The 22073-nt window shown below is 71.6% G+C and carries 16 protein-coding genes; 11 read left to right on the top strand and 5 right to left on the bottom strand.

What is annotated here, in order from left to right; translation table 11 throughout:
- Positions 1-83 precede the first annotated feature (83 nt).
- Complete coding sequence (locus tag ATL45_RS08185; protein WP_093152890.1) at positions 84-974, bottom strand: DUF6542 domain-containing protein; 891 nt, start codon at positions 972-974, stop codon at positions 84-86.
- A gap of 240 nt (positions 975-1214) precedes the next feature.
- Between ATL45_RS08185 and ATL45_RS08180 the strand changes: the two genes are divergently transcribed.
- The 4 genes from ATL45_RS08180 to ATL45_RS08165 all read left to right on the top strand — a co-directional run bounded on the left by ATL45_RS08180 (position 1215) and on the right by ATL45_RS08165 (position 7555).
- Complete coding sequence (locus ATL45_RS08180) at positions 1215-2804, top strand: sugar ABC transporter ATP-binding protein (RefSeq protein WP_093152893.1); 1590 nt, start codon at positions 1215-1217, stop codon at positions 2802-2804.
- A complete protein-coding gene (locus tag ATL45_RS08175; protein WP_093152895.1) occupies positions 2801-3832 on the top strand; it encodes an ABC transporter permease in 1032 nt (343 codons plus the stop codon). The genes ATL45_RS08180 and ATL45_RS08175 overlap by 4 nt, the downstream gene beginning before the upstream one ends.
- 23 nt (positions 3833-3855) lie before the next feature.
- Positions 3856-4860 carry a substrate-binding domain-containing protein gene (locus ATL45_RS08170; protein WP_093152898.1) on the top strand — a complete coding sequence of 335 codons (1005 nt, stop codon included), beginning with the start codon at positions 3856-3858 and terminating at the stop codon, positions 4858-4860.
- 376 nt (positions 4861-5236) lie between these two features.
- Complete coding sequence (locus ATL45_RS08165) at positions 5237-7555, top strand: glycoside hydrolase family 172 protein (protein ID WP_093152900.1); 2319 nt, start codon at positions 5237-5239, stop codon at positions 7553-7555.
- Positions 7556-7718: 163 nt separating this feature from the next.
- Here ATL45_RS08165 and ATL45_RS08160 read toward each other — a convergent pair whose 3' ends face one another.
- Positions 7719-8723 (bottom strand): LacI family DNA-binding transcriptional regulator, encoded by a 1005-nt coding sequence (locus ATL45_RS08160; protein WP_093152903.1) that lies wholly within the window; start codon positions 8721-8723, stop codon positions 7719-7721.
- Positions 8724-8951: 228 nt separating this feature from the next.
- Between ATL45_RS08160 and ATL45_RS08155 the strand changes: the two genes are divergently transcribed.
- From ATL45_RS08155 to ATL45_RS08145, 3 genes are all read left to right on the top strand, one after another.
- A complete protein-coding gene (locus ATL45_RS08155; protein WP_093152906.1) occupies positions 8952-10367 on the top strand; it encodes an L-fucose/L-arabinose isomerase family protein in 1416 nt (471 codons plus the stop codon).
- 261 nt (positions 10368-10628) lie between these two features.
- Complete coding sequence (locus tag ATL45_RS08150; protein ID WP_093152909.1) at positions 10629-12128, top strand: FGGY-family carbohydrate kinase; 1500 nt, start codon at positions 10629-10631, stop codon at positions 12126-12128.
- A 79-nt stretch (positions 12129-12207) separates the two neighbouring features.
- Entirely contained in the window at positions 12208-13146 is a 939-nt protein-coding gene (locus tag ATL45_RS08145; RefSeq protein WP_093152912.1) for an alpha/beta hydrolase, read from the top strand.
- Positions 13147-13150: 4 nt separating this feature from the next.
- Here the strand turns inward: ATL45_RS08145 and ATL45_RS08140 are convergent, their stop codons facing one another.
- The gene (locus tag ATL45_RS08140; protein ID WP_439332483.1) at positions 13151-14026 is read right to left on the bottom strand and encodes a DNA recombination protein RmuC; all 876 of its coding nucleotides are present in this window, start codon (positions 14024-14026) and stop codon (positions 13151-13153) included.
- A gap of 331 nt (positions 14027-14357) precedes the next feature.
- Between ATL45_RS08140 and ATL45_RS08135 the strand changes: the two genes are divergently transcribed.
- Both ATL45_RS08135 and ATL45_RS08130 read left to right on the top strand, forming a co-directional pair.
- The gene (locus tag ATL45_RS08135; RefSeq protein ID WP_093152918.1) at positions 14358-15542 is read left to right on the top strand and encodes an exonuclease SbcCD subunit D; all 1185 of its coding nucleotides are present in this window, start codon (positions 14358-14360) and stop codon (positions 15540-15542) included.
- Positions 15539-18490, top strand: coding sequence for an AAA family ATPase (locus ATL45_RS08130; RefSeq protein ID WP_093152920.1), 2952 nt, complete (start codon positions 15539-15541; stop codon positions 18488-18490). Before ATL45_RS08135 ends, ATL45_RS08130 begins: the two co-directional genes overlap by 4 nt.
- A gap of 51 nt (positions 18491-18541) precedes the next feature.
- Here the strand turns inward: ATL45_RS08130 and ATL45_RS08125 are convergent, their stop codons facing one another.
- Together ATL45_RS08125 and ATL45_RS08120 are read right to left on the bottom strand one after the other, a co-directional pair.
- Positions 18542-19045, bottom strand: a complete 504-nt coding sequence (locus ATL45_RS08125; protein ID WP_093152923.1) for a methylated-DNA--[protein]-cysteine S-methyltransferase — start codon at positions 19043-19045, stop codon at positions 18542-18544.
- A 30-nt stretch (positions 19046-19075) separates the two neighbouring features.
- Positions 19076-20548 carry a DNA-3-methyladenine glycosylase 2 gene (locus ATL45_RS08120; RefSeq protein ID WP_093152925.1) on the bottom strand — a complete coding sequence of 491 codons (1473 nt, stop codon included), beginning with the start codon at positions 20546-20548 and terminating at the stop codon, positions 19076-19078.
- Positions 20549-20645: 97 nt separating this feature from the next.
- On the opposite strand from ATL45_RS08120, the gene ATL45_RS08115 reads away from it, so the two are divergent.
- Complete coding sequence (locus ATL45_RS08115; RefSeq protein ID WP_093152929.1) at positions 20646-20849, top strand: hypothetical protein; 204 nt, start codon at positions 20646-20648, stop codon at positions 20847-20849.
- Between the two features lie 112 nt (positions 20850-20961).
- On the top strand, positions 20962-22041 hold the full coding sequence (ychF, locus tag ATL45_RS08110; protein WP_093152932.1) for a redox-regulated ATPase YchF: 1080 nt from the start codon (positions 20962-20964) through the stop codon (positions 22039-22041).
- The last annotated feature ends 32 nt before the right edge of the window (positions 22042-22073 follow it).

Here is a 22073-nt window from a genome sequence, read left to right as displayed (position 1 = left end):
AAAAGGGGCATCCGGTTCTCGAACCGGGTGCCCCTTCGGCATTCCTGAGCGGCCTCGTGCGCGGCGCCCAGCTGGCCGTGCGACTAGCTGAAGCGCTCGTCGCGCCGCGGCCTGCGGGCTCGCCTGGGCGGCTCGCCCTGCGGCGGCTCCGCCTGCCGCGGCCGTCCCGGCGCCTGCCGCGGGGCTGCGCCCCGCCGCGGCGGCACGGCGCGCTCCGGCCGGCCTTCCGCTCCGCGCGGCCTGCCCGGCGCGGCTTCGCCTCGCCGTGGCGGCTCGCCGCGCCGCGGCGGCTCCTCTCGGCGGGGCCGCCCCGGCGCCTGCGCGCGCTCGCGCTGCTCGCGCTCGCGTTCAGGCCGCTCCGCCCGCTCACTGCGAGCCGGCCGACCGCCTTCGCGGGACTTCTTGCGCTCGTCAGGACGCCGCTTGCGCTCCTCGCCCTCCGGCTTGCGGGGCTGCGCGGGGCGGCGGCGCTTCTTGGTGGCCGCGTCGCTGTCGGCGACCTCGGGTCGCCTGCCGGGCTTCTCGGTAACGAACATGCGTACGAGTCCGATACCCAGTGCGACGATCGTGGCCGCGGCCATGATCGGGAAGCTGCTGATCAGCGGACGTGCGATCGCGAGCGCTTTACCGGTGGCACCCGCGCCTGCCGCCGCGCCGGACCCGGTGATCAGCACCAGCAGCGGCATGATGATGACCAGCACCAGCGGCGGCTGGACCATCGGGCCGAACGTGCTCCGCCGCTTGACCAGCAGCACACCCAGCACGCTCCCGACGAAGAAGCAGGCCTTGAACAGCAGGTCGGGCTGCTTCCAGATCATGATGTCCAGCACGGTGCCGATCGCGGTGGGCACCGCGGCCAGCAGCACGGCAACCCAAAGCGGCACTCCGGCCGTGCGGAAGGCGGAGCGCGCCGACCAGGGCGGCGCGCCGTTGCCGGGGGATGAGGCGCTCTGGCTGTCGCGGATCGCGGTCACGAGTCACAACGTTAACGGTCCAGTACCCCGGCCCGAGAGCCCTCTTCCGGAACTTGCGGGTTACCCCGCGCCCGGTTCCGGCCGATTCCGGTGGCCGATGACCGGAATGCGACGTTCGTGCCAACGGGCAGATCCGTCTTCGCTTGGACGGGTGTGTGAACCTTGACACAATCGGCGCGAGCATTTTAGCTTCCGAGCAATCGTTTTCTCACGATTCGCGAACGTCGCGACGGGGGGCCTATGGACACGGCGCCACCGCTGGTCGAGATGACCGGCATCAGCAAGCGCTACGGGGGTGTGCTCGCCTGCGACGACGTGGACCTGTCGGTCCGCGCCGGGGAGGTGCACGCGCTGCTGGGGGAGAACGGCGCGGGCAAGAGCACGCTGATGAAGGTGCTCTCCGGCGACGTCTCCGATCACGCTGGATCGATTTCGATCGAGGGGCGGCCGGTGCAGTTCGGCAAGCCCGCCGACGCCCAGCAGGCCGGGGTCGCGATGATCCACCAGGAGCTGGACCTCGTTCCCGGGCTCAGCGTCGCGGAGAACCTGCACCTCGGCCGCGAGCCGCGCACCAGGTTCGGGATCGTCGACCGCCGGAAGATGGCCGACGGAACCCGGGAGCTGCTCCGGCGCACCGGCATCGAGCTGGACCCGCAGCGCCCGGTCGGCGAGCTGCGCGTCGGCGAGCAGCAGCTGGTCACCATCGCCCGCGCGCTGCTGCTGGACGCGAAGGTGCTGATCATGGACGAGCCGACCTCCGCGCTCTCCAGCACCGAGGTGGAGCGGCTGTTCGCGGTGATCGCCGAGCTGCGCCGCAGCGGCACCGGCATCGTCTACATCTCGCACCGGATGGACGAGATCGGCCGGGTGGCCGACCGGGCCACCGTGCTGCGCAACGGCCGCAAGGTCGCGGAGTTCGACGCCCGGAAGCTGACCGCCGAGCAGGCCGCCGAGGCGATGGTGGGCCGCTCGGTGCAGACGATGTTCCGCGCCGAGCGGCGCGAGGTCGGCGCGGAGCTGCTGGCGGTGTCGGGCTTCGCCGTGCGCCCGCGGCGGCCGCGGGTGGGCCGCCGGGAACCCGCAGGGATCGACCTGACCGTGCGGCGCGGGGAGATCGTCGGGCTCTGCGGGCTGCTCGGCTCAGGACGCACCGAACTGCTGGAATCGCTGTTCGGGGCGGGGTCCTCCGGCACGTGGGAGGGGGAGGTGACCCTCGACGGGCGCCCGGTGCGGCCGAGGGGTCCGCGCCGTGCGCTGCGCGAGGGCATCGCCTTCGTGCCGGAGGACCGCAGGACGTCCGGGCTGGTCCTGGAGCACTCGGTGCTGGCCAACACGGTGCTGTCGGTGCTGGACCGGCTGGGCGCGCTCGGCCTGGTCCGCCGCCGCAAGGAGGTGGCCACCACCGAGAGCAGCGTGCAGCAGCTCAAGGTCAAGCTCGGCCGGATCCTCGACCCGGTCGGCACCCTGTCGGGCGGCAACCAGCAGAAGGTCGTGTTCGGCCGGATGCTGCTGACCGAACCGCGGTTGCTGCTGCTGGACGATCCCACCCGCGGGGTGGACATCGGCGCGAAGTCGGAGATCTACCAGCTGCTCGGCGAGATCGCCGAGCGCGGCATCGGCGTGCTGCTGGCGTCCTCGGAACTGCCGGAGCTGGTCGGCGTGTGCGACCGGGTGGTGGTGCTGCGCGGTGGGCGCAGCGTCGCCGAGTTCGGCACCGGCGAGGTCGGTGAGGCGGAACTGCTGGCCGCCGCGATGGGCGAGCGGGCGGGCGACGGGGCCGGGCCGGTGGTCGGCACCGGACCGCAGAGCACTGGGGGAGGCGCCAGGTGAGCAACCAGACGGCGGAACGGCCTTCGGCGGCCGCGCCGCGGAAGCGGGCCGGCACCGCGGAGACGCTGTTCCGGTTCCAGAGCTTCTTCGGGCTGGTCGCGGTGTTCATCGCCGCGGTGATCTTCTCGCCGCGCGATGACGAGGGCCAGATCCTCTTCCTGACCAGCGACAACCTGTTCAACATCGTGCGCGCGGTGTCCGAGATCGGGATCATCGCGGTCGGCCTGACCTTCGTCATCCTGATCGGCGGCATCGACCTCTCGGTGGGTTCGGTGCTCGGGCTGGCCGCGGTGGGCTCGGCCGTGCTGATGGTGGAGGACGGCCTCGGCGTGTGGGCGACCGTCGGGCTGGTGCTGCTGGCGGGCGTCGTCTTCGGCCTGCTGCAGGGCACCGCGGTGGCGCTGCTCGGGGTGCAGGCGTTCATCGTCACGCTGGCCGGGTTGCAGATCGCGCGCGGGCTGGCGCGCATGTGGTCCGGCGGCGAGACCGTGCAGATCTCCTACGGCGACGGGCCGGGGCAGGCGCCGATGCTGTTCTCGCTGCTGGGCGAGCGCACGTTCGGCGGCGTGGTGCCGATCCCGGTGCTGATCTTCGCCGTGGTGGCGGTGGCCGCGATCCTGTTCCTGCGGACCAGCGCCTACTCCCGGCACCTGTACGCCATCGGCGGCAACGAGAAGGCCGCCCGGCTCTCCGGCGTGCCGGTGAACCGGGTCAAGATCATCGCCTTCGGCATCGCCGGGTTCTGCGCCGCGCTGGCCGGGATCGTGCACGCCGGGCAGCTCAACGCGGGCAGCCCGAACGACGGGATCGCCTACGAGCTGGACGGCATCGCGGCGGTGGTCGTCGGCGGCACCAGCCTGGCCGGCGGCCGCGGCTCGGTCATCGGCACCATCGCCGGCGCGCTGCTGCTCGGCATCCTGAACAACATCCTGAGCCTGAACAGCGTCAACACCGACCTGCAACTGCTGATCAAGGGCCTGGTGATCGTCGCGGCGGCTGCGCTGCAGCGACTGCGTCCCACGTCGTGAACCAACATCCGGGAGGAAGCACGATGCGCAAGACGATGAGGTCGTTGCTCGCGGTCACCTGCGCCGCCGCCGCGCTCGCCGCCGCCGGTTGCGGCACCACCAGCGAGAACAGCGGGCAGGTCCAGCAGCAGGACCCCACCAAGAACTGCAAGGGACCGGACGGCAAGTACACCATCGGGATGAGCCAGGCCAACCTCGCCGAGCCCTACCGGGTCCGGATGGACGAGGACATCCGCACGGCCGCGTCGAAGGTGCCGCAGTTCGACGTGCAGTTCTCCGACGCGGCCAAGGACAACTCCAAGCAGATCAGCGACGTGGAGAACTTCATCACCAAGCAGGTCGACCTGCTGATGATCTCGCCGAACGAGGCGGCCCCGCTGACCGACGTGGTGAAGAAGGCCTACAACAAGGGCATCCCGGTGGTGGTGCTGGACCGCAAGGTCGACGGCGACGGCTACACCACCTACATCGGCGCGGACAACGTCCAGATCGGCCGCCAGGCCGGCGAGTACTTCACGAAGACGCTGCTGCCGCAGGGCGGCAAGATCGTGCAGATCAAGGGCCTCTCCGGTTCCACACCGGCCAAGGAGCGCGAGGACGGCTTCAAGGAGGGCATCGCGGGCTCGAACATCGAGATCGTAGCCACCGCCGACGGCGAGTGGGAGCGCTCGGTCGGGCAGCAGAAGATGGACGCGCTGCTCAAGGCGCACCCCGACATCCAGGCGGTGTACGCGCAGAACGACCCGATGGCCGAGGGCGCGTACCTGGCGGCCCAGGCCGCCGGGCGCAACGACCTGAAGTTCGTCGGCATCGACGGGCTGCCGATCCCGTCGGGCGGCATCAAGGCCGTCGAGGAAGGACGCCTTCAGGCGACCAACCTGTACCCGACCGGCGGTGCGGAAGCCGTCGAGGCCGCCAGGGCGCTGCTGATCGACTGCCAGCCGGTGCCCAAGACGCAGACCCTGCAGACCGAGCTGGTGACCAAGGACAACGCGGCCGAGGTCTACGCCCGGCTGAACCAGAGCTGATGCTCGCCGGTCGCCGCGCACCCGGCGCGGCGACCGGAACCTGCCTTCGCCGTCCTATGTGGTTTCTTGCTGCGCCTAACCAATTTCTTCGGTGCCCCGGCTTTTCGCTGGAATCGGGCAATACACCTGGATGGTGGTTGTCGGCGAGTACGCGCCCGGTGACCATCATATCGAGTGAATTCGAGTTTCGGATTCCTCGACACCGCTCGAATGGTTTGGCCCTGCGAAGATCTCTTTCCTACGCTTTCGCGCATTGCGCGAGTGATCTTACGCTGCGGAGCCGAACCGGGAACTCGATCCAGTGGCCGCGCACCATCATCGGAAGAGCTGCACCACAGTCCACTACGGACAGTGGAGCGTGGGGAGGGCGAGCACGATGAGAGTCCGCTCAGCAACGTCGGGGGGAGGCCGCGCCCGCCGGCTCGGTGCCTACCTGGGAGTCGCGGCGATCGCGGCGGCCGTCGTGGTCGTCGACGGCACCGGTTCCGTTCAGGCTCAGGCCCCGGCCCCGGCTCCGACCAAGGGCCCGGTCGGCTGGGACACCTACCGCGACCTCGACGCGATGTCGCAGTCCCGCGGTGCCGAGCAGTCCCTGCAGTTCTCCAGCTACGACCGCACCGGCGGGAACAACGACGGCTTCGAGGGCACCTACTCCTGCCTGCGCACCACCGAGCGCGGCTGCGTGATCGGCGAGCACGACGGGCCCGGTGAGATCACCTCGATCTGGAGCACCCGCGAGCCGCTCGGCGACGTCTCCGCGACCGGCAACATCGTGATCGAGCTGGACGGCCGGACGGTGCTGGACGCGCCGTTCATCGACGTGGTCAGCGGCAAGCTCGGCGCGCCGTTCGCGTGGCCGCTGGTCGGCGACGCCAACGACACCGCGGGCGGCGTGGTGATCAAGGTGCCGATGCCCTACCGCGAGTCGATGCGGGTCACGGTGGAGCACAACCCGTACTTCTACCACCTGTCCTACCGCGCCTTCCCCGACGCGAACGGCGTGCGGACCTTCGACCCGGACGAACCGGCCGACGACGTGCTGGAGAAGCTGCGCACCTTCGGCGTGGCCGATCCGAAGGGCAGCTCCCGCGGCACGCCGGTGCGCCGCAACTTCGACCTGGCGCCCGGCGCGGCCACCACCGTCGCCGACCTCTCCGGCGCGGCGCAGATCGACCAGCTGCGGGTGAAGCTGCCGCAGGTGGTGGCCGCGCCGCAGGTGGTCGACGACGGCCGCGCGTTCGGCGCGGGCGGCGGCAGCCGGTTCGCGATGCGGGTGGACCCGAACAACCAGGGCATCCGGGTGATCCGCCGGTACGACCCGCAGATCGCCGACCAGGTCGGCAGCCTGCACGTCAACGGCCGGCGGGTCGGCGAGTGGCGCAGCGGTGCGGCGACACCGGGCTTGTGGGGCGTGCAGATCATCGACGTGCCCGCCGAGGTGACCTCGGGCCGGTCCACCGTGGACGTGGAGAACCGCTTCACCTCCTCGTCGCTGGACTTCAACGAGTTCCGCTACGACGTGCACAGCCTGGTCGGCGGCGAATGGGTCCGCACCGACGTGCTCGACCTCGGACCTGGCCACCCCGGTGAGGAAGCCGCGCACGACTACCGCATCGCCAACCCGGTCTTCGCCCGCGAGAAGCTGATCGGCCGCTACCCGACCCGGCCGGAGGACGTCGCGGCCTCCGACGTGGTGCTGGACAAGCTCCGGCTGCGCATCACCTTCGACGGCAGGACCACGGTCGACGCGCCGATCGGCGAGTTCTTCGGCACCGGGCTCGGCGAGTACGACGTGCGCACCATGATGAGCTCCGTCGACCCGGGCCTGGACGGCTGGTACACCGCGTGGTGGCCGATGCCGTTCGGCAAGAGCGCCAAGGTGGAGCTGGTCAACACCGGCGGGGTGCGGGTGACCGGCGCGACCGCGGAGGTGACCAGCGCTCCGGCCGAGCTGGCGCCCGGCACCGGCTACTTCCACGCCACCCACCACCGCGGCAACACGGTCCCGGGCGAGGACTGGAACTTCCTCACGGCCCGCGGATCGGGCACCTTCTACGGCGTCACGCACAGCATGCGCGGGCTGATCCCGCCGGGCGCCAGGGCGCGCTCGAATGAGCCGCTCTCCGACACGCGCACCAGGTCGCTCGCGGTGAACCAGCGCAACTACCTGGAGGGCGACGAGCGGTTCTACGTCGACGGCTCCCGCGAGCCGGCCTGGCACGGCACGGGCACCGAGGACTTCTACGAGTCCGGCTGGTACTTCCGGTTCGGCACCACCTACTCGATGCCGCTGGCGGGCAACCCGTCGCACGAGATCAACGGCGACGGCTGCAGGTACGACTGCACGGGCGCCTACCGCCTGCTGCTCAACGACGCGGTGCCGTTCCGCAACGGCTTCGTGGCGGACATCGAGCACGGTCCGGTGAACGACGAGCCGGGCGACTACGGTTCGACGGCCTACTGGTACGGCGGGAACGCATCGGGCCGCGTGCTGCCCGGCCTCCCGCTGCCGCCAGCCCAGCCGCCGAGCACTCCGGTCCCGCCGACCTCGTCGGTGCCGCCGTCGACGCCCTCGACGACGCCGACCCGCCCGGCGACCCCGGAGACGACGGCCCCGCACACCACGAGCCAGGACGACGGCACCCAGCCGCTCGACATCGACCAGGCGGTGGAGGACGCCCTCGGCGGAAGCTGACCAGCGCAAACGCGACGAGCGGACCACCCACTCCGGTGGGTGGTCCGCTCGTGCACGGACGGCATGTGGTCATACATCAGGCCGGGCCCCCGGAGTCCAGGCGGGCGCTGAGGTTCCGCTACCCGCACCGCCACGCAAAACGGGTCCGGAAAACCGATTCGGGTCAGTTCGCTGATGCGCGGGCGCTGCTGGCTCGGGCCACAAGGTGAGCCGAGAGGGTTCTCGTGGTCGGCTTCGTGCGCTCGCCGGCGATCCGGCCGAGCAGGAGCTGGGCGGCTTCCGCGCCGACGTCGTACGCGGGCTGGGCGACGACCGTCAGCGGTGGGTCCAGCAGCGTCGCCCACGGGGCGTCGTCGAAGGCCACCACGCCGATGTCCCGGCCAGGCCGCAGGCCCAGCTCCGCGCAGGTCTCCAGCACGCCGACCGCCATCATGTTGTTGGCCACCAGCACCGCGTCCGGGCGGTCGGGCCGGATCAGCAGCGAATGCGCGGCCTGCTTCGCCCCGGCCGCCTTGAACTCCGAACGCCGCACCAGCACGTCGGTCAGCGGCAGCCCGGCCGCCCGGACGCCGTCGCGGTAGCCCGCGAGGCGGTCGTCGGCGGTGCGCACGCCGCTGGGGCCGGTGATGCAGCCGATCCGACGATATCCCTGGTCAGCGAGGTGCTGGATGGCTTCCGCGGCCGCCAGCCTGCTGTCCACGAGCACGGTGTCGCTCGGCGAGTTCGGCAGCGGGCGGTCCACCGCCACGACCGGCGTGGTGTGCCTGTTGAGCAGCTCGACGCTCTCGCTGTGGCCGGTCGGCGACAGCAGCACCCCGGCCACCCGCTCCTGCAGCGCGACGTCGATGTACTCGCGCTCCTTCGCCGGCTCGTCGTCGGAGTTGCACAGCACCACCGAGTACCCCGCCGCGTGCGCCACGTCCTCCACGCCGCGCGCGATCGCGGTGAAGAACGGGTTCTCCACGTCCGCGATGATCAGGGCCAGCACCGCGGTCTCCTGCTTGCGCAGGTTGCGGGCCGGGCCGTTGGGCCGGTAGCCGAGCTCGGCGGCCGCGGCGAGCACCCTGGCTGCCAGCGCGGGATCGACGGAGCTCTTGCCGTTGAGCGCGCGGGAAACCGTCGCGGTGGACACCCCGGCACGGGTGGCCACATCACTTATCGTCGCCACGGTTCCTCCTCGTGACCTCTTCCCGAGTGATGGCGGGCTGCCTGCCTTGACAGCCCGTGTGCTGCCAGAATAGCGTCCGAGAAAACGATTGCTCGCCGGTCATGTCGGCATTCGGACACGAGTTGTCCGGTCGGGCGACCCCGCGGGGAGCCCGCCGGGTGGTGTCGGCGGCGCCTCCTCGCCGCCGCTCCTGCGCAGTCAACGCCGCCTGCTCATCTAGGAGGAACTGTGGCCCGCATCGGTGTCGTCACCATTTCCGACGGTCGCGACCACGTCCACGCCCGCAACACCGACTTCATCCAGTCCAAGCAGGACGCGCTGGTCCGGTCGCTGCGCGATGCCGGGCACGAAGTGGTGGTCGGGGACGACCTGGTGGCCACCAACGCGCTGGCCACCTCGGTGTCGCGCCGGGTGGCCGCGGCCGAGGTGGACGTGACGGTCTTCTACTACACGGTCTGGGCGTTCCCGCACTTCACGATGCTCGCCGCGGACGCCACCCGCAGCCCGCTGGTGCTGGTGGCCAGCACCGACCCGACCGAGCCGGGCCTGGTCGGCATGCTCGCCGCCGGTGGCGCGCTGGACCAGATCGGCCGTCCGCACACCCGCGCCTGGGGCGCTCCGGACGACGCCGAGCTGGTCGAGAAGATCGGTGTGCAGGCGGCGGCCTCGGCGGCGGTGAAGTCGTTGCGCGGTTCGACCTTCGGCCGCTTCGGCGGGCGGCCGATGGGCATGAACACCACGGTGGCCAACACCGACCAGTGGATGCGCGAGTTCGGCATCGACGTCGAGGAGATCGACCAGTACGAGCTGATCCTGCGCGCCGACAAGGCCGACGCCAGCGAGGCGCGCAAGGCCCGCGAGTGGATCGAGCAGAACGCCGCCGGGGTGCACTACGACGGCAAGAAGCTCACGCCCGAGCTGCTGGAGCGGCAGCTGCGCTCCTACCTGGCGATCCGGGACATCATCGCGGAGCGCAACCTGGACTTCACCGGGATCAAGGCGCAGCCGGAGCTGACCGAGAACTTCGCGACCATGGACGTCACCGAGGCGTTCCTCAACGACCCCTACGACTGGAACGGCCCGAAGGAACCGCACATCTGCGCCACCGAGGCGGACATGGACGGCGCGCTGACCATGCAGCTGTTCAAGGCGATCTCCGGCACGCCGGTGCTGTTCGCCGACGTCCGCCACTACCACGCCGACCGGGACATCTGGGACCTGTGCAACTCCGGCCAGCACGCCACCTGGTACGCCGCGCGCAGCGACGACCCGGCGGAGAACCTGGCCAAGGTCAACTTCTACCCCGAGGTGTTCTTCTTCCCGGCGGGCGGCGCGTCCGTCCAGCACATCGCGGCGCCGGGGCAGATGACGCTGGGCAGGCTGACCCGCGAGAACGGCGAGTACCGGTTCCAGCTGATGCTCGGGGAGTTCGAGAGCTACGACGACGCGACCAACAAGGTCCTGATGGACCAGTCGACCCCGGAGTGGCCGCACGCCTTCGCCCGCCTGGACGCACCGGGCGAGCTGTTCCTGTCGAAGTTCGGCGCCAACCACATCCACGCGATCCCCGGCGACCACCGCCCGGCCCTGCGCGCGGTCGCCGAACAGCTCGGCGTCCGCCTCGACGAGTGGACCCGGGGCTGACGTCCCACGCAATTTCAATGGAAATCAGACGTCCGATTTCCATTGAAATTGCGTGAACCCCGACGCACCGTCGGCGTGTTGGGCACCCAACACGCCGACGACGCGCAACTTCCATTGAAATCGAAGAACTGATTTCCATTGAAATTGCGGATTGCCGAGTCTCCGTCCGGGAGGTCGGTGATCCGATCGGATTCGCGGACCGCACCGGTTCGGGCAGCTGGGAGACTGGTGCCGGTCGGGTGTGCGAGTTGAGGAGGCGCGGTGGCCGAGAAGGTGTTGCTCGGGATCGACATCGGGACGGCTAGTTCGAAGGGCGTGCTGGTCAGCGCGGACGGGCGGATCCTGGCCCGGGCGAGCAGGCAGCACGAGACGTCCTACCCGCACCCGGGATGGGTCGAGCACGACGCCGAATCGGTGTGGTGGGCGGACTTCCTGGCCCTGGCGCGGGAACTCGTCCCGGCCGCCGACGGGCGGGAGATCGCCGGCCTGGGCGTCAGCGGCATCGGTCCGGTGCTGCTGCCCGCGGACGGCACCGGGAAGCCGCTGCGCCCGGCGATCCTCTACGGCGTCGACACCCGCGCGACCGAGGAGATCGCCGAGCTGACCGAGGAGTTCGGCGCCGACGAGATCCTGCGTCGGGGCGGCTCCGCGCTGTCCAGCCAGGCGGTCGGGCCGAAGATCCGCTGGCTGGCCAAGCACGAGCCGGAGGTCTACCAGCGCACCGAGATGCTGCTGATGTGCAGCTCGTACCTGGTGCACCGGCTCACCGGCCGCTACGTGCTCGACCACCACTCCGCCAGCCAGTGCGACCCGCTCTACGACCTGCAGTCCCGCACCTGGTCGCAGGACTGGGCGCAGCGCGTGGCGCCCGGGCTGGCGCTGCCCGAGCTGGCCTGGCCGACCGAGGTCGTCGGGCGCGTCAGCGCGCAGGCGGCGGCGGAAACCGGTCTGCCGGAAGGGCTTCCGGTGACCGCGGGCACCGTGGACGCGTGGGCGGAAGCCACCAGCGTGGGCGTGCGGCAGCCCGGTGACGTGATGCTGATGTACGGCACCACGATGTTCTTCGTGCAGGTGCTCGACGAGGTGCGGCCGCACCCGGCGCTGTGGGGCACGTGCGGTGCTTTCCCCGGCACCTACACGCTGGCGGCGGGGATGGCGACCTCGGGCGCGGTCACGCAGTGGCTGCGGAACCTGGTCGACGGCGAGTTCGCCGACCTCGTCGAGCAGGCCGCCAAGGTTCCGGCGGGCAGCCGCGGTCTGCTGATGCTGCCGTACTTCGCGGGGGAGCGGACGCCGATCTTCGACCCGGACGCGCGCGGGATGCTCGCCGGGCTGGCCCTCGAGCACGGCAGCGCCGAGCTGTACCGGGCGGCGCTGGAGGGCATCGGCTTCGGGGTCCGCCACAACCTGGAGGCGATGGGCGAGGCGGGCGGCACGGCGGCGCGCCTGGTCGCGGTCGGCGGCGGCACCCAGGGCGGGTTGTGGACGCAGATCATCTCCGACATCACCGGTCAGGAGCAGCAGGTGCCGGGCGAGACGATCGGCGCGGCCTACGGCGATGCGCTGCTCGCGGGCGTGGGCACGGACACCGCGGTCGACCCGGACGGCTGGAACCCGGTGGCTAGCACCGTTCGGCCGAACCCGGAGCACACCGAGCGTTACGAGGCCTACTTCCGCCACTACCGGGGTCTCTACGACTCCACGGTGCGGATCGCGCACTTCTTGGCAGGTGAGCAGCGCGCGGCGGACGAGCGCGGCTGATCCGCCGCTGTGGCGCAACCGATCTTGTTAGGCTCGGCGTTCAGGTGAGCTTTAACTCGATCGGGGAGGCTCGGGGCGGATGTCAGCGACGCGACGTGTTCTCGCGGCCTGCTTCGCCCTGTTGGCGCTGGTCGCCGCGGGCTGCTCGCGGGTGTCGGACGCCGACGAAGCCCCGCCGGTCGCGACGGCTGCCCGCGAGCTGGGCGCGGCCGAGGTGCTGCGCGACCAGGCCTACGCGGAGCACGACACGGGCGCGCTGAAGCTGGACCTGTTCCTGCCCGCGCAGCAGGGGACGCCGGCTCCGCTGGTGGTCTACGTGCACGGCGGCGGTTGGGATGCCGGAGTTCGCACGCTCGACGTGGACCGCACCACCACCGAGGCGCTGACCGCCGAGCGGCTGCTGGAGCGCGGTTATGCGGTGGCCACGGTCGACTACCGGTTGAGCGGGGTGGCGCAGGCCCCGGCGCAGCTCATCGATGTCGCCGACGCGGTGCGCTGGTTGCAGCAGCGGGCCGGGCAGTGGGGCCTGGACGGCGATCGGGTCGTGCTCTGGGGCGCTTCCGCGGGTGGGCAGCTGGTGTCGCAGCTCGGTGCGGTGACCGGTGATCCGGACAAGCCGGGCGGCGGGCTGACCGGGATCCGCGCGGTGGTCGACTGGTTCGGCCCGACCGACATGAGCGCCGAAGCGCAGCGGGCGCAGCCGCACATGCAGGAGTACGCGCGCCGGGTGGTCGACCAGCTGCTCGGCTGCATGCCGGTGGACTGCCCGGACAAGGCCGAGGCGATCAGCCCGATCCGGCACCTCTCCGGCGACGAGCCGCCGTTCCTGATCCAGCAGGGCACGGCGGATTCGCTGGTCCCGCTGGCGCAGAGCCTCGACTTCGCGGAGGCGCTGCGCACGCTCGGCGTGACCGTGGAGATGCACCCCTACGAGGGCCTGGACCACGGCTTCGGCCGGGGCCCGCACACGCCCCTGATCGTCGACACCGTCACCGCGTTCGTCGAAACCCACGTCTGACGGTTCAGCGGGCGTCGTCCGCGCTCCCGTTGACCAGCGCTTCTTCGTTCCGGCGGACCGATTCGACGGTGCCGGAGCCGGCTGCTTCGGCCAGCGGCTGGACGGCGCTGCGGAAGGATTCGAGCGCGTCGAGCTCGCGGCGGCGGGCGGAGACGAAGCGCTGCAGGTGAGTGCTGGAGAGGTTCACCGCCTCCACCGCGCCGTTCGCGGCGCGCTGCGCGCGGACCGCCTGGGAGCGGACCTGCTCGATGTCCTCGGCGATGGTGCGCTCCGTCGCGGCGAACATCGCCGCCGAGGCCAGCACCGCGAATCCCGTTGGCCCGCACAGGAAAACCCGCTTGTCGAGCAGCCAGGTCAGCAGCTGCGGGTCGGTGTCGAGCGCGGCGACCACCGCGGCGTCGGAGGGCACGAACATGATCGAGCCGTAGATCGCGTCGGCCCACTTCTGGTAGCCCTTGCCCGCCAGCTCGGTGGCGCGGGAGCGGATGTTGCGCACGTGCACGCGCAGCGCGTCGCGGCGCTCCTCGGCGTCGTCGGTCTCCATCGCCTCGGCCCACACCGCCAGGCTCGCCTTCGCGTCGACCGGGACCTGCCTGCCGCCGCCGACCGCGAGCACCATGTCCGGTCGCGCCGCGCCGCCGCCCGCCAGGTCGGTCTGCAGCGTGAAGTGCGTGCCCTCGCGCAGCCCCAGCGACCGCGCGGTCTCGACCAGCACCTGCTCACCCAGCTCACCGCGGCCGGTGATGGAGGCGAAAGCCACCTCGTACCGGCGCAGCGCCGCCTGCTGCTCGGCGCTGCGGGTGCGTTCGGCCTCGACCATGCGCAGCGCGTCGTCGGCGCGACGCGCGCTGTCGGTGTAGAGCCGCCAGATCAGCACCATCGCACCGGCGAACAGCAGCGTCAGCACGACGATGATGGTGATCAGGACGCCGGTACCCACATGAGCTCCGTCCGGTAGTTGCCGTTGTGGAGATGATGGCCGACCCGCCCGACAAGATCACGCACCGCCGCACGAGCCCTCCGTCACCCGGAGCAGGCGCGTCGCTACCCGGACGAAGTGGCGTCTTCCCAGGTGGTGTGACATGACGGGGCCGCCAGGTGGGCCCACTTCCGGTGACCGGTCCATCACTCGATGGGATGCAGGTGCCCGACACGCCGAAGCGATGTGGGGGGTCGACGGGGTTGCGGCCGGACGCCGATAACTTGAGGCCATGCGGGTACTGCACACCTCCGACTGGCACGTGGGCCGGACGTTCCACGGGCGCGATCTGCTCGGAGATCAGGAGGCCGTCCTTGGCGGGCTGGCCGACCTGGTCGTCGAGGAGCAGGTCGACGTCGTCGTGGTCGCCGGCGACCTCTACGACCGCGCCGTGCCCTCGGGCGAGGCGGTGCAGACCTGCGTGCGCGTGCTCGCGCGGATCCGCGAGGCGGGCGCCCAGCTGGTGGTGACCTCCGGCAACCACGACTCGGCCGCGCGGGTGGGCGCGTTCGCCGAGTTCGCCGCGGCGGGCGGCCTGCACCTGCGCACCCAGGTGGCCGGGCTGCACGTGCCGGTGGAGCTCGCCGACGAGCACGGGCCGGTCGCGGTCTACGGCATCCCGTACCTGGAGCCGGATCCGGCGCGGCGCGCGCTGCGGGCGTGCTCGGACGTGCCGGGAGCCAGCGCCGAGATCGAGTCGCGCGGCCACACCGCGGTGCTCACCGAAGCGATGAACCGGATCCGCGCCGACCTGGCCGGACGCCCGGCCGGAACGCGCTCGGTGGTGCTCGCGCACGCCTTCGTCACCGGGGGCGACAGTTCGGAGTCGGAGCGCACCATCGCGGTCGGCGGCGTCGAGCAGGTGCCGGGCTCGGTCTTCGACGGCGTGGACTACGTGGCCCTGGGCCACCTGCACGGCCCGCAGCGGCTCGCCGAGCACCTGCGGTACTCCGGCAGCCCGCTGGCGTACTCGTTCTCCGAAGCGGCGCAGCGGAAGTCGGTGTGGCTGGTGGATCTGGACGCCGACGGCCTCGCCGCGGTGCAGCGCCGCGAACTGCCGGTCCCACGGCGCCTGGCCACCGCGAAGGGCGAGCTGGCGGAGCTGCTCGACGCGCCCGAGCACGCCGAGCTGGAGGACTGCTACCTGTCGGTGACGCTCACCGACGAGGTCCGCCCGCTGGAGCCGATGCGCCAGCTCCAGCAGCGGTTCCCGCACGCGGTCCACCTGGAGTGGAAGCCGGCGACCGGCCGCGCGACCGCCCCGCTGCGCTACGCCGAGATCGTGCGCGGTCGCGACGACCACGCGCTCGCCGACCAGTTCGTGGCGGACTGCCGGGGCTCGGAGCCCACCGGGTCCGAGCGCGCGCTGCTCGGCGAGGCGCTGCGGGCGGTCGCTGCCGCGGAGGGGGCGAAATGAGACTGCACCGCCTGGAGGTCACCGCCTTCGGCCCGTACCGGGAGCACCAGGTGGTCGACTTCGACCAGCTGGGCGCCGACGGCCTCTTCCTGCTGCACGGCGACACCGGCGCGGGCAAGACGACGCTGCTGGACGCTGTCGCTTTCGCGCTCTACGGCTCGGTTCCGGGTGCGCGCGGTCAGGTCAAGCGGCTGCGCTGCGACACCGCCGATGACGGCGTGCCGACCAAGGTGGTCCTGGAGCTCACGGTGCAGGGCCAGCGCCTGCGGCTGGAGCGCAGTCCGGAGTACGAGCGGCCGAAGAAGCGCGGCGACGGCTACACCACGGAGCAGGCGAAGGCCTCGCTGAGCTGGATCGATGGCGCGCCGACGGAGTACCCGCCGGAGGGCCTGACCCGAATCGACGAGGTCGCGCGCACGGTGCAGCGGCTGCTGGGCATGACCGTCGAGCAGTTCTTCCAGGTGGTGATGCTGCCGCAGGGCGAGTTCGCAAAGTTCCTGCGCTCGGACACCAGCGAGCGGGAGAAGCTGCTGGAGAGGTTGTTCGGCACGCAGCGCTTCGGCGACGTCGAGCGCTGGTTCGTGGAAAGGCGCCGCGAGCGCGGCCGGGCGGTGGAGGCGCAGTCGCAGCAGGTGCGCGAGCTGATCGCGCGCGTCTCGCAGGTCTCCGGCGCGGTTCACGAGTCCGATGTGGACGACCAGAACTGGTTGGAGGACATCGAGAAGGGCGCGGTCCGCGAGCTGGAGGGTGCGCAGGCCGAGCAGTCCCGGCTGCGCCGCGAGCGCGAGTCGGCGGAATCGGCGCTGGCCGAGCGCCGCCAGCTCGCCGACAAGGTGCGACGGGTCCGCCAGGCCAATGCGACTCTCGCCGAGATCGGGGAGAAGTCCGCCGAGCACGAAGCATGGCGCGCGGAACGGGATGCAGCTCACCGCGCTGTCCCGGTTCTGGCAGCTCACCGCGCGGTCCGCCGTGCCGAGCAGGAGCAGGAGAAGGCCGCCGCCGAGGTCGTGGCCGCAGCGGCGCGATGCGAGCTGGATGCGGATACACCGGTGGCGGAGCTGCGTTCGCTCGCCGGGGCGAAGCGGGAGGAAGCGGGAGCCCTCGCGCACCTGGTTCCCGAAGCGCAGCAACAGGAAACCGACCGCCGCCGCGCGACCGAACTGGCCGAGCAGATCGCCCGTGACGAACAGCGGGAAGCGAAGCTGCTCGAACAGCAGGCGATGCTCCCGGCGCGCATCGCCACTGCCCGCGAGCAGGTGGAAGAAGCCAAGCACGCGGAACTCCGCTTGGAGGGCGTGCAGTCCAAGGGCACCGAGGTCGCCGCACTGCTGAGCGCGGCGCGTGATCTCCCCGCTGCGCAGCAGGAACTCACGACGGCGACGGCCAGCGCTCAGCGAGCGGTGGACGTCCACCAGCAGGCGCGGGACCTGCTCCAAGACCTCCGGGCGCGGCGGCTCGCCGGCATGGCCGCCGAGCTCGCGACCCGGCTCGCCCCCGGCGAACCGTGCCCGGTGTGCGGCTCGGCCGAGCATCCCGAGCCGGGCAAGCCGATCGACGACCCGGTGCGCGCTGAGGACGAGGAGAAGGCCCAGCACGACGAGCAGCAGGCGCACGCCCGCCGCGAAAAGGCCGCGGTGGAAGCTCAGCGGGCTCAGCAGAAGGTCGACGGCCTGGTGGAGCGCCTCGGCGAGCGCACCGAGCCCGAACTGGCCGCCGAACTCGAGCGGCTGCGAGCCGAGCGCGCCTCGTTGCGCAGCGCGGCGGAGCAACTGCCGCAGCGCACTGCGGGGCTGGCGGAACTCGAAGCCTCGACGGAGCGGCTGACCGAGCAGCTGTCGCAACTCCGCACCGGTCTGGCGGCCGCGCGGAGCGAGCACACCGCGCTGCTGTCCACAGTGGAAGAACGGGAGTCGCGGTTGCGCGAAGCGCGCGGCGACTTCCCGGGCATCGCCGACCGGCGCACCCACCTGCTCGACGTCGCAGCACGGCTCGAACAGCTGGTGGCCGCCCGCACGACCCGCGACGACGCCGAACGCCGCCTCGCCGAACACCGGGAAGCACTGCGCGAAGCCGCGACCGGAGCAGGATTCGACGACCCCGCCGCCGCACTGGCCGCCGAGCGCAGCGAGGAGCGGATCACCCAGCTCACCGAGGCCCTGGCCGAGGTGGAGGAGCGCGCCGCAGGCGCACGCGCAGCGCTGGCCAGCGCGGAGCTCGCCGGAGTCGACGGAGCCGCCGAGGTCGGCCTCGGAGAGGCCACCGAGGCGGCCACCGTCGCCCGCGAAGCGGCGGAGCGCGCAGCTGCGCTGGCGCATCGCGCCGAGCAGCGGCAGCGCGACCTAGCGGAGCTCGCGGAGCGCTTGCGCGGAGCGTGGGCGGAGCTGGGGCCGGCGTTGGCGGAGCACGCCGAGCTGGAGGCGTTGGCGGACGTGGTCAACGGGCGCGGGCAGAACGCGCGGAAGATGTCGTTGCGCGCGTACGTGCTGGCCGCGCGGTTGGAGGAGGTCGCCGTCGCGGCGACGCGGCGGTTGCAGAAGATGAGCGGCGGGCGGTACTCGTTCGTGCACTCCGATGCCGCCGGGGCGCGCGGTACCCGTGGCGGGCTCGGGCTCGACGTGCTCGACGACTACTCCGGCAAGGTCCGCCCGGCCAAGACGCTGTCCGGTGGCGAGTCGTTCCTCGCCTCGCTCTCGCTGGCGCTCGGGCTGGCCGACGTGGTGGCCGCGGAGACCGGCGGTGCGCTGCTGGACACGCTGTTCATCGACGAGGGCTTCGGCACCCTGGACGCCGACACCCTCGACCTGGTGATGGACACCCTCGACGAGCTGCGCGCCGGTGGCCGCGTGGTCGGCCTGGTCTCGCACGTCGAGGAGATGCGCCAGCGCATCGGTGTCCGCCTCCGGGTCCGCAAGTCCCGCGACGGCTCCACCCTCGAACTCCAGACCTGAGCTCGTGAGCGCTTCAGGGCGCTATGACGCCCCAAAGCGCTCACGAGCGGTTCACGCCGCGCGGGCGGCTTCGTGGTCGAGGAGCCAGCGCTTCACCGGTGCGCCCCAGCGGAAACCGCCGAGCGAGCCGTCGCTGCGGAGGACTCGGTGGCACGGCACGAAGAGCGCCGCGGCGTTGCGGGCGCAGGCGGAGGCGGCGGCGCGGACGGCCTGCGGACGACCGGCCAGCGCCGCGTACTCGGCGTAGCTCACCGGCTCCCCGGCCGGGACCTTGCGCAGGACCTCCCACGCGTGCTCCCGGAACGGCCCGGAGCTCTGCCGCACCTCGATCTCCTCCACGGCGTGCACGTCACCGTCGTGGTAGGCGCGGATCGCCCGCGTCACCGGGCCGAGATCCCGCACCGCGGCGGGCGTGCTGGTGAACAGGTCCGGGGAGATCAGCGGAAGCAGGTCCGTCGGCTGCGCGGTCCAACCGGACGCGAGCACGGCACCATCGGTGTCGACCACGGCCGTGAACGGCCCGGCCGCAGTATCCACAGTGGACGTTTTGAGCATGACGACTCCAAGTTGTTCTGGCGGGGCGATTCACGAGGCCTGCAGCTGCGGCGGCGCGACTGCGGCCTGCCACAGCAGCATCCCGGCGTAGGAGCTCCACGGGCTCCACCGCCGGGCGTGCTCCTGGATCACCTGCGGATCTTCGGACAGTCCGAGGGCCCCGGCGCCGCGTCGCAGCACGAGATCCCCGATGAGCAGCACGTCCGGGCTGCCGAGCACGCGCATGGTGACGTAGCTCGACGTCCACGGGCCGATCCCGCGGATCTGCTCCAGCTCCTGCCGCAGTTCCGCCTCGTCCCGGCCCGGGTGCAGGGCCAACCGGCCTTCGGCGACGGCGGCCGATACATCGCGAACGGTCTCCGCCCGCCGCCGCGGACCGGGCAGGGCCTCCATCACCCGCTCGGCGAGCACCTCGGCGGTGGGGAACAGCGTGGTCACCGAACCGTGCGGGTGCGGCAGCGGCTCGCCCAGCTCGGTGGCCAGGCGTTCCGTGGTCTTGCGCGCCGCCGCGACGGAGATCTGCTGGCCGATCACCGCGCGGATCAGGATCTCCAGACCGTCGACGCTGCCCGGCACCCGCACGCCCGGCGAACGGGCGATGGAGGCGCTCAGCACCGGGTCCGCACCGAGCACCTCGCGAACCGCGATCGGGTCGGCGTCGAGGTCGAGCAGGCGGCGCAGCCGGGTCACCGCGCTGCCGAGGTCGCGCAGATCGGTCAGCCGCAACGTGCAGGCGACGTGCTTGTCCTGCGGGCGCAGCGTCGCCACCCCGGTCCCGTACGCCAGGCGCAGGGAACGCGTGTAGTGGTCCGGCCCGGCCTCTTCCAGGCCGTCCAGCGCGCGTTGGCTGAGGAAGCGCAGCACACCGGAGGCATCGCACGGCGCCCGGAACGGCAGCCGCAGCTGCACGGTGCCGGCTCCGCTCGGCGCGTCGTTGCGGCGCTGCGCACGGCCGCGCATCTCGGTCGGCGTGGTGCCGAAGACCTCGCGCATGGTGTCGTTGAACTGCCGCAGGCTGGAGAAGCCCGCAGCGAAGGCGACATCGCTGAAGGAGATCGCGGTCGTCTCGATCAGGATCCGCGCCGAGTGCGCGCGGTGCGCCCGGGCGAGCCCGAGCGGGCCCGCGCCGAGCTCGGCGGTGAGCACCCGGGTCAGGTGCCGCTCCGAGTACCCGAGCTGATCGGCCAGGCCGCGGACCCCGCAGCGGTCCACCACGCCGTCGGTGATCAACCGCATGGCGCGACCGGCGAGGTCGGCGCGCAGGTTCCACTCCGGCGAGCCCGGCACCGCGTCCGGCAGGCACCGCCGGCACGCCCGGAACCCGGAGGCCTGCGCGGCGGCGGCCGTGGCGAAGAACACGCTGTTGGTGCGCTTCGGGGTGCGGGCCGGGCAGGAGGGGCGGCAGTAGATGCCGGTCGACCGGACGGCGTGGATGAAGCATCCGTCGAACCGCGCATCGCGCGAGGCCACCGCCCGGAAGGCGTCTTCGGTTCCCACCAACATGTCCTCGATCGTGCCAGCGGGCAGGTCCGGTCACTAGCGGAAATCGGACGCGACCGTCCGGGTGGGCAAATGCGCGGTTGATCCCTATCGTCGCGGCATGGCGCATTCGAAGACCAAGATCGTGACCGCCGCGGCCGGAGCCGCGTTCGCCCTGATGGTCACGGCAGGCTGCAACGACCCGGCCCCCGCTCCCGAGCAGCAGCAGGAGCAGGAGGACGGCGGTCAGCAGGACCAGCAGGGCGACCAGGACGACGACCAGCAGGGCGATGACCAGCAGCAAGGGGACGACCAGGACGACTGAGCAGCAGCCGTCCGCTCACGGCCGGTCCACCACCGGTCGTGAGCGGGCTGATCAGGTCGCGACCGCCCACCGGGGCCAATAGCGGTCCGGGCGAGCACCTAGACTCCAGGGCGTGAGCCTCACCCTCGGAATCGTCGGGCTGCCCAACGTCGGCAAGTCCACCCTGTTCAACGCGCTGACCAGCAACGACGCTCTCGCTGCGAACTACCCGTTCGCCACCATCGAGCCGAACGTCGGGGTCGTGCCGCTGCCGGACAAGCGGCTGGACAAGCTGGCGGAGATCTTCGGCTCGGCCAAGACGGTGCCCGCCACGGTCTCGTTCGTCGACATCGCGGGCCTGGTCAAGGGCGCTTCCGAGGGCCAGGGCCTGGGCAACAAGTTCCTCGCCAACATCCGCGAGGCGGACGCGATCTGCCAGGTCATCCGCGTCTTCGACGACCCCGACGTGGTGCACGTCGACGGCCGGGTGGACCCGTCCAGCGACATCGAGACGATTAACACCGAGCTGATCCTCGCCGACCTGCAGACCCTCGACAAGGCGCTGCCGCGGCTGGAGAAGGAAGCCCGGACCCACAAGGACAAGCGCCCGGCCCTGGAGATGGCGCAGCAGGCCAAGGAGATCCTCGACTCCGGCAAGACGCTGTTCGCGGCGGGCCTGGGCAAGGACACCCCGGATCTGCGCGAGCTGAACCTGCTGACCACCAAGCCGTTCCTCTACGTGTTCAACGCCGACGAGGGCGTGCTGACCGACGAGGCGAAGCAGGCGGAGCTGCGCGCGCTGGTCGCGCCGGGTGACGCGGTGTTCCTGGACGCCAAGGTCGAGGCGGAGCTCATGGAGCTCGACGAGGAGTCCCAGCGCGAGCTGCTGGAGTCGATCGGCCAGCCGGAACCGGGCCTGTACGCGCTGGCCCGCGCGGGCTTCCACACCCTGGGCCTGCAGAGCTACCTGACGGCGGGCCCGAAGGAAGCGCGGGCCTGGACGATCCGCCAGGGCTGGACGGCGCCCCAGGCGGCCGGCGTGATCCACACCGACTTCGAGCGGGGCTTCATCAAGGCCGAGATCGTCTCCTTCGACGACCTGATCGCCGCGGGCTCGATGGCGGAGGCCAAGTCGGCGGGCAAGGTCCGCATGGAGGGCAAGGAATACGTGATGGCCGACGGAGACGTCGTGGAGTTCCGCTTCAACGTGTAAGCCATCTGGCAGCGGGGGAAGTGGTCGCGTCG

This window comes from Saccharopolyspora antimicrobica, from assembly GCF_003635025.1.
Classification (GTDB): domain Bacteria; phylum Actinomycetota; class Actinomycetes; order Mycobacteriales; family Pseudonocardiaceae; genus Saccharopolyspora; species Saccharopolyspora antimicrobica.
This window is presented reverse-complemented; position numbering and strand designations above follow the sequence as displayed.

Coding starts and splice junctions, on each gene's coding strand:
- ATL45_RS08120 (WP_093152925.1), bottom strand. CDS start 20,548: ATGTTGGTGGGAACCGAAGACGCCTTCCGGGCGGTGGCCTCGCGCGAT.
- ATL45_RS08115 (WP_093152929.1), top strand. CDS start 20,646: ATGGCGCATTCGAAGACCAAGATCGTGACCGCCGCGGCCGGAGCCGCG.
- ATL45_RS08145 (WP_093152912.1), top strand. CDS start 12,208: ATGTCAGCGACGCGACGTGTTCTCGCGGCCTGCTTCGCCCTGTTGGCG.
- ATL45_RS08170 (WP_093152898.1), top strand. CDS start 3,856: ATGCGCAAGACGATGAGGTCGTTGCTCGCGGTCACCTGCGCCGCCGCC.
- ATL45_RS08130 (WP_093152920.1), top strand. CDS start 15,539: ATGAGACTGCACCGCCTGGAGGTCACCGCCTTCGGCCCGTACCGGGAG.
- ATL45_RS08180 (WP_093152893.1), top strand. CDS start 1,215: ATGGACACGGCGCCACCGCTGGTCGAGATGACCGGCATCAGCAAGCGC.
- ATL45_RS08125 (WP_093152923.1), bottom strand. CDS start 19,045: ATGCTCAAAACGTCCACTGTGGATACTGCGGCCGGGCCGTTCACGGCC.
- ATL45_RS08165 (WP_093152900.1), top strand. CDS start 5,237: ATGAGAGTCCGCTCAGCAACGTCGGGGGGAGGCCGCGCCCGCCGGCTC.
- ATL45_RS08140 (WP_439332483.1), bottom strand. CDS start 14,026: ATGGTGCTGATCTGGCGGCTCTACACCGACAGCGCGCGTCGCGCCGAC.
- ATL45_RS08135 (WP_093152918.1), top strand. CDS start 14,358: ATGCGGGTACTGCACACCTCCGACTGGCACGTGGGCCGGACGTTCCAC.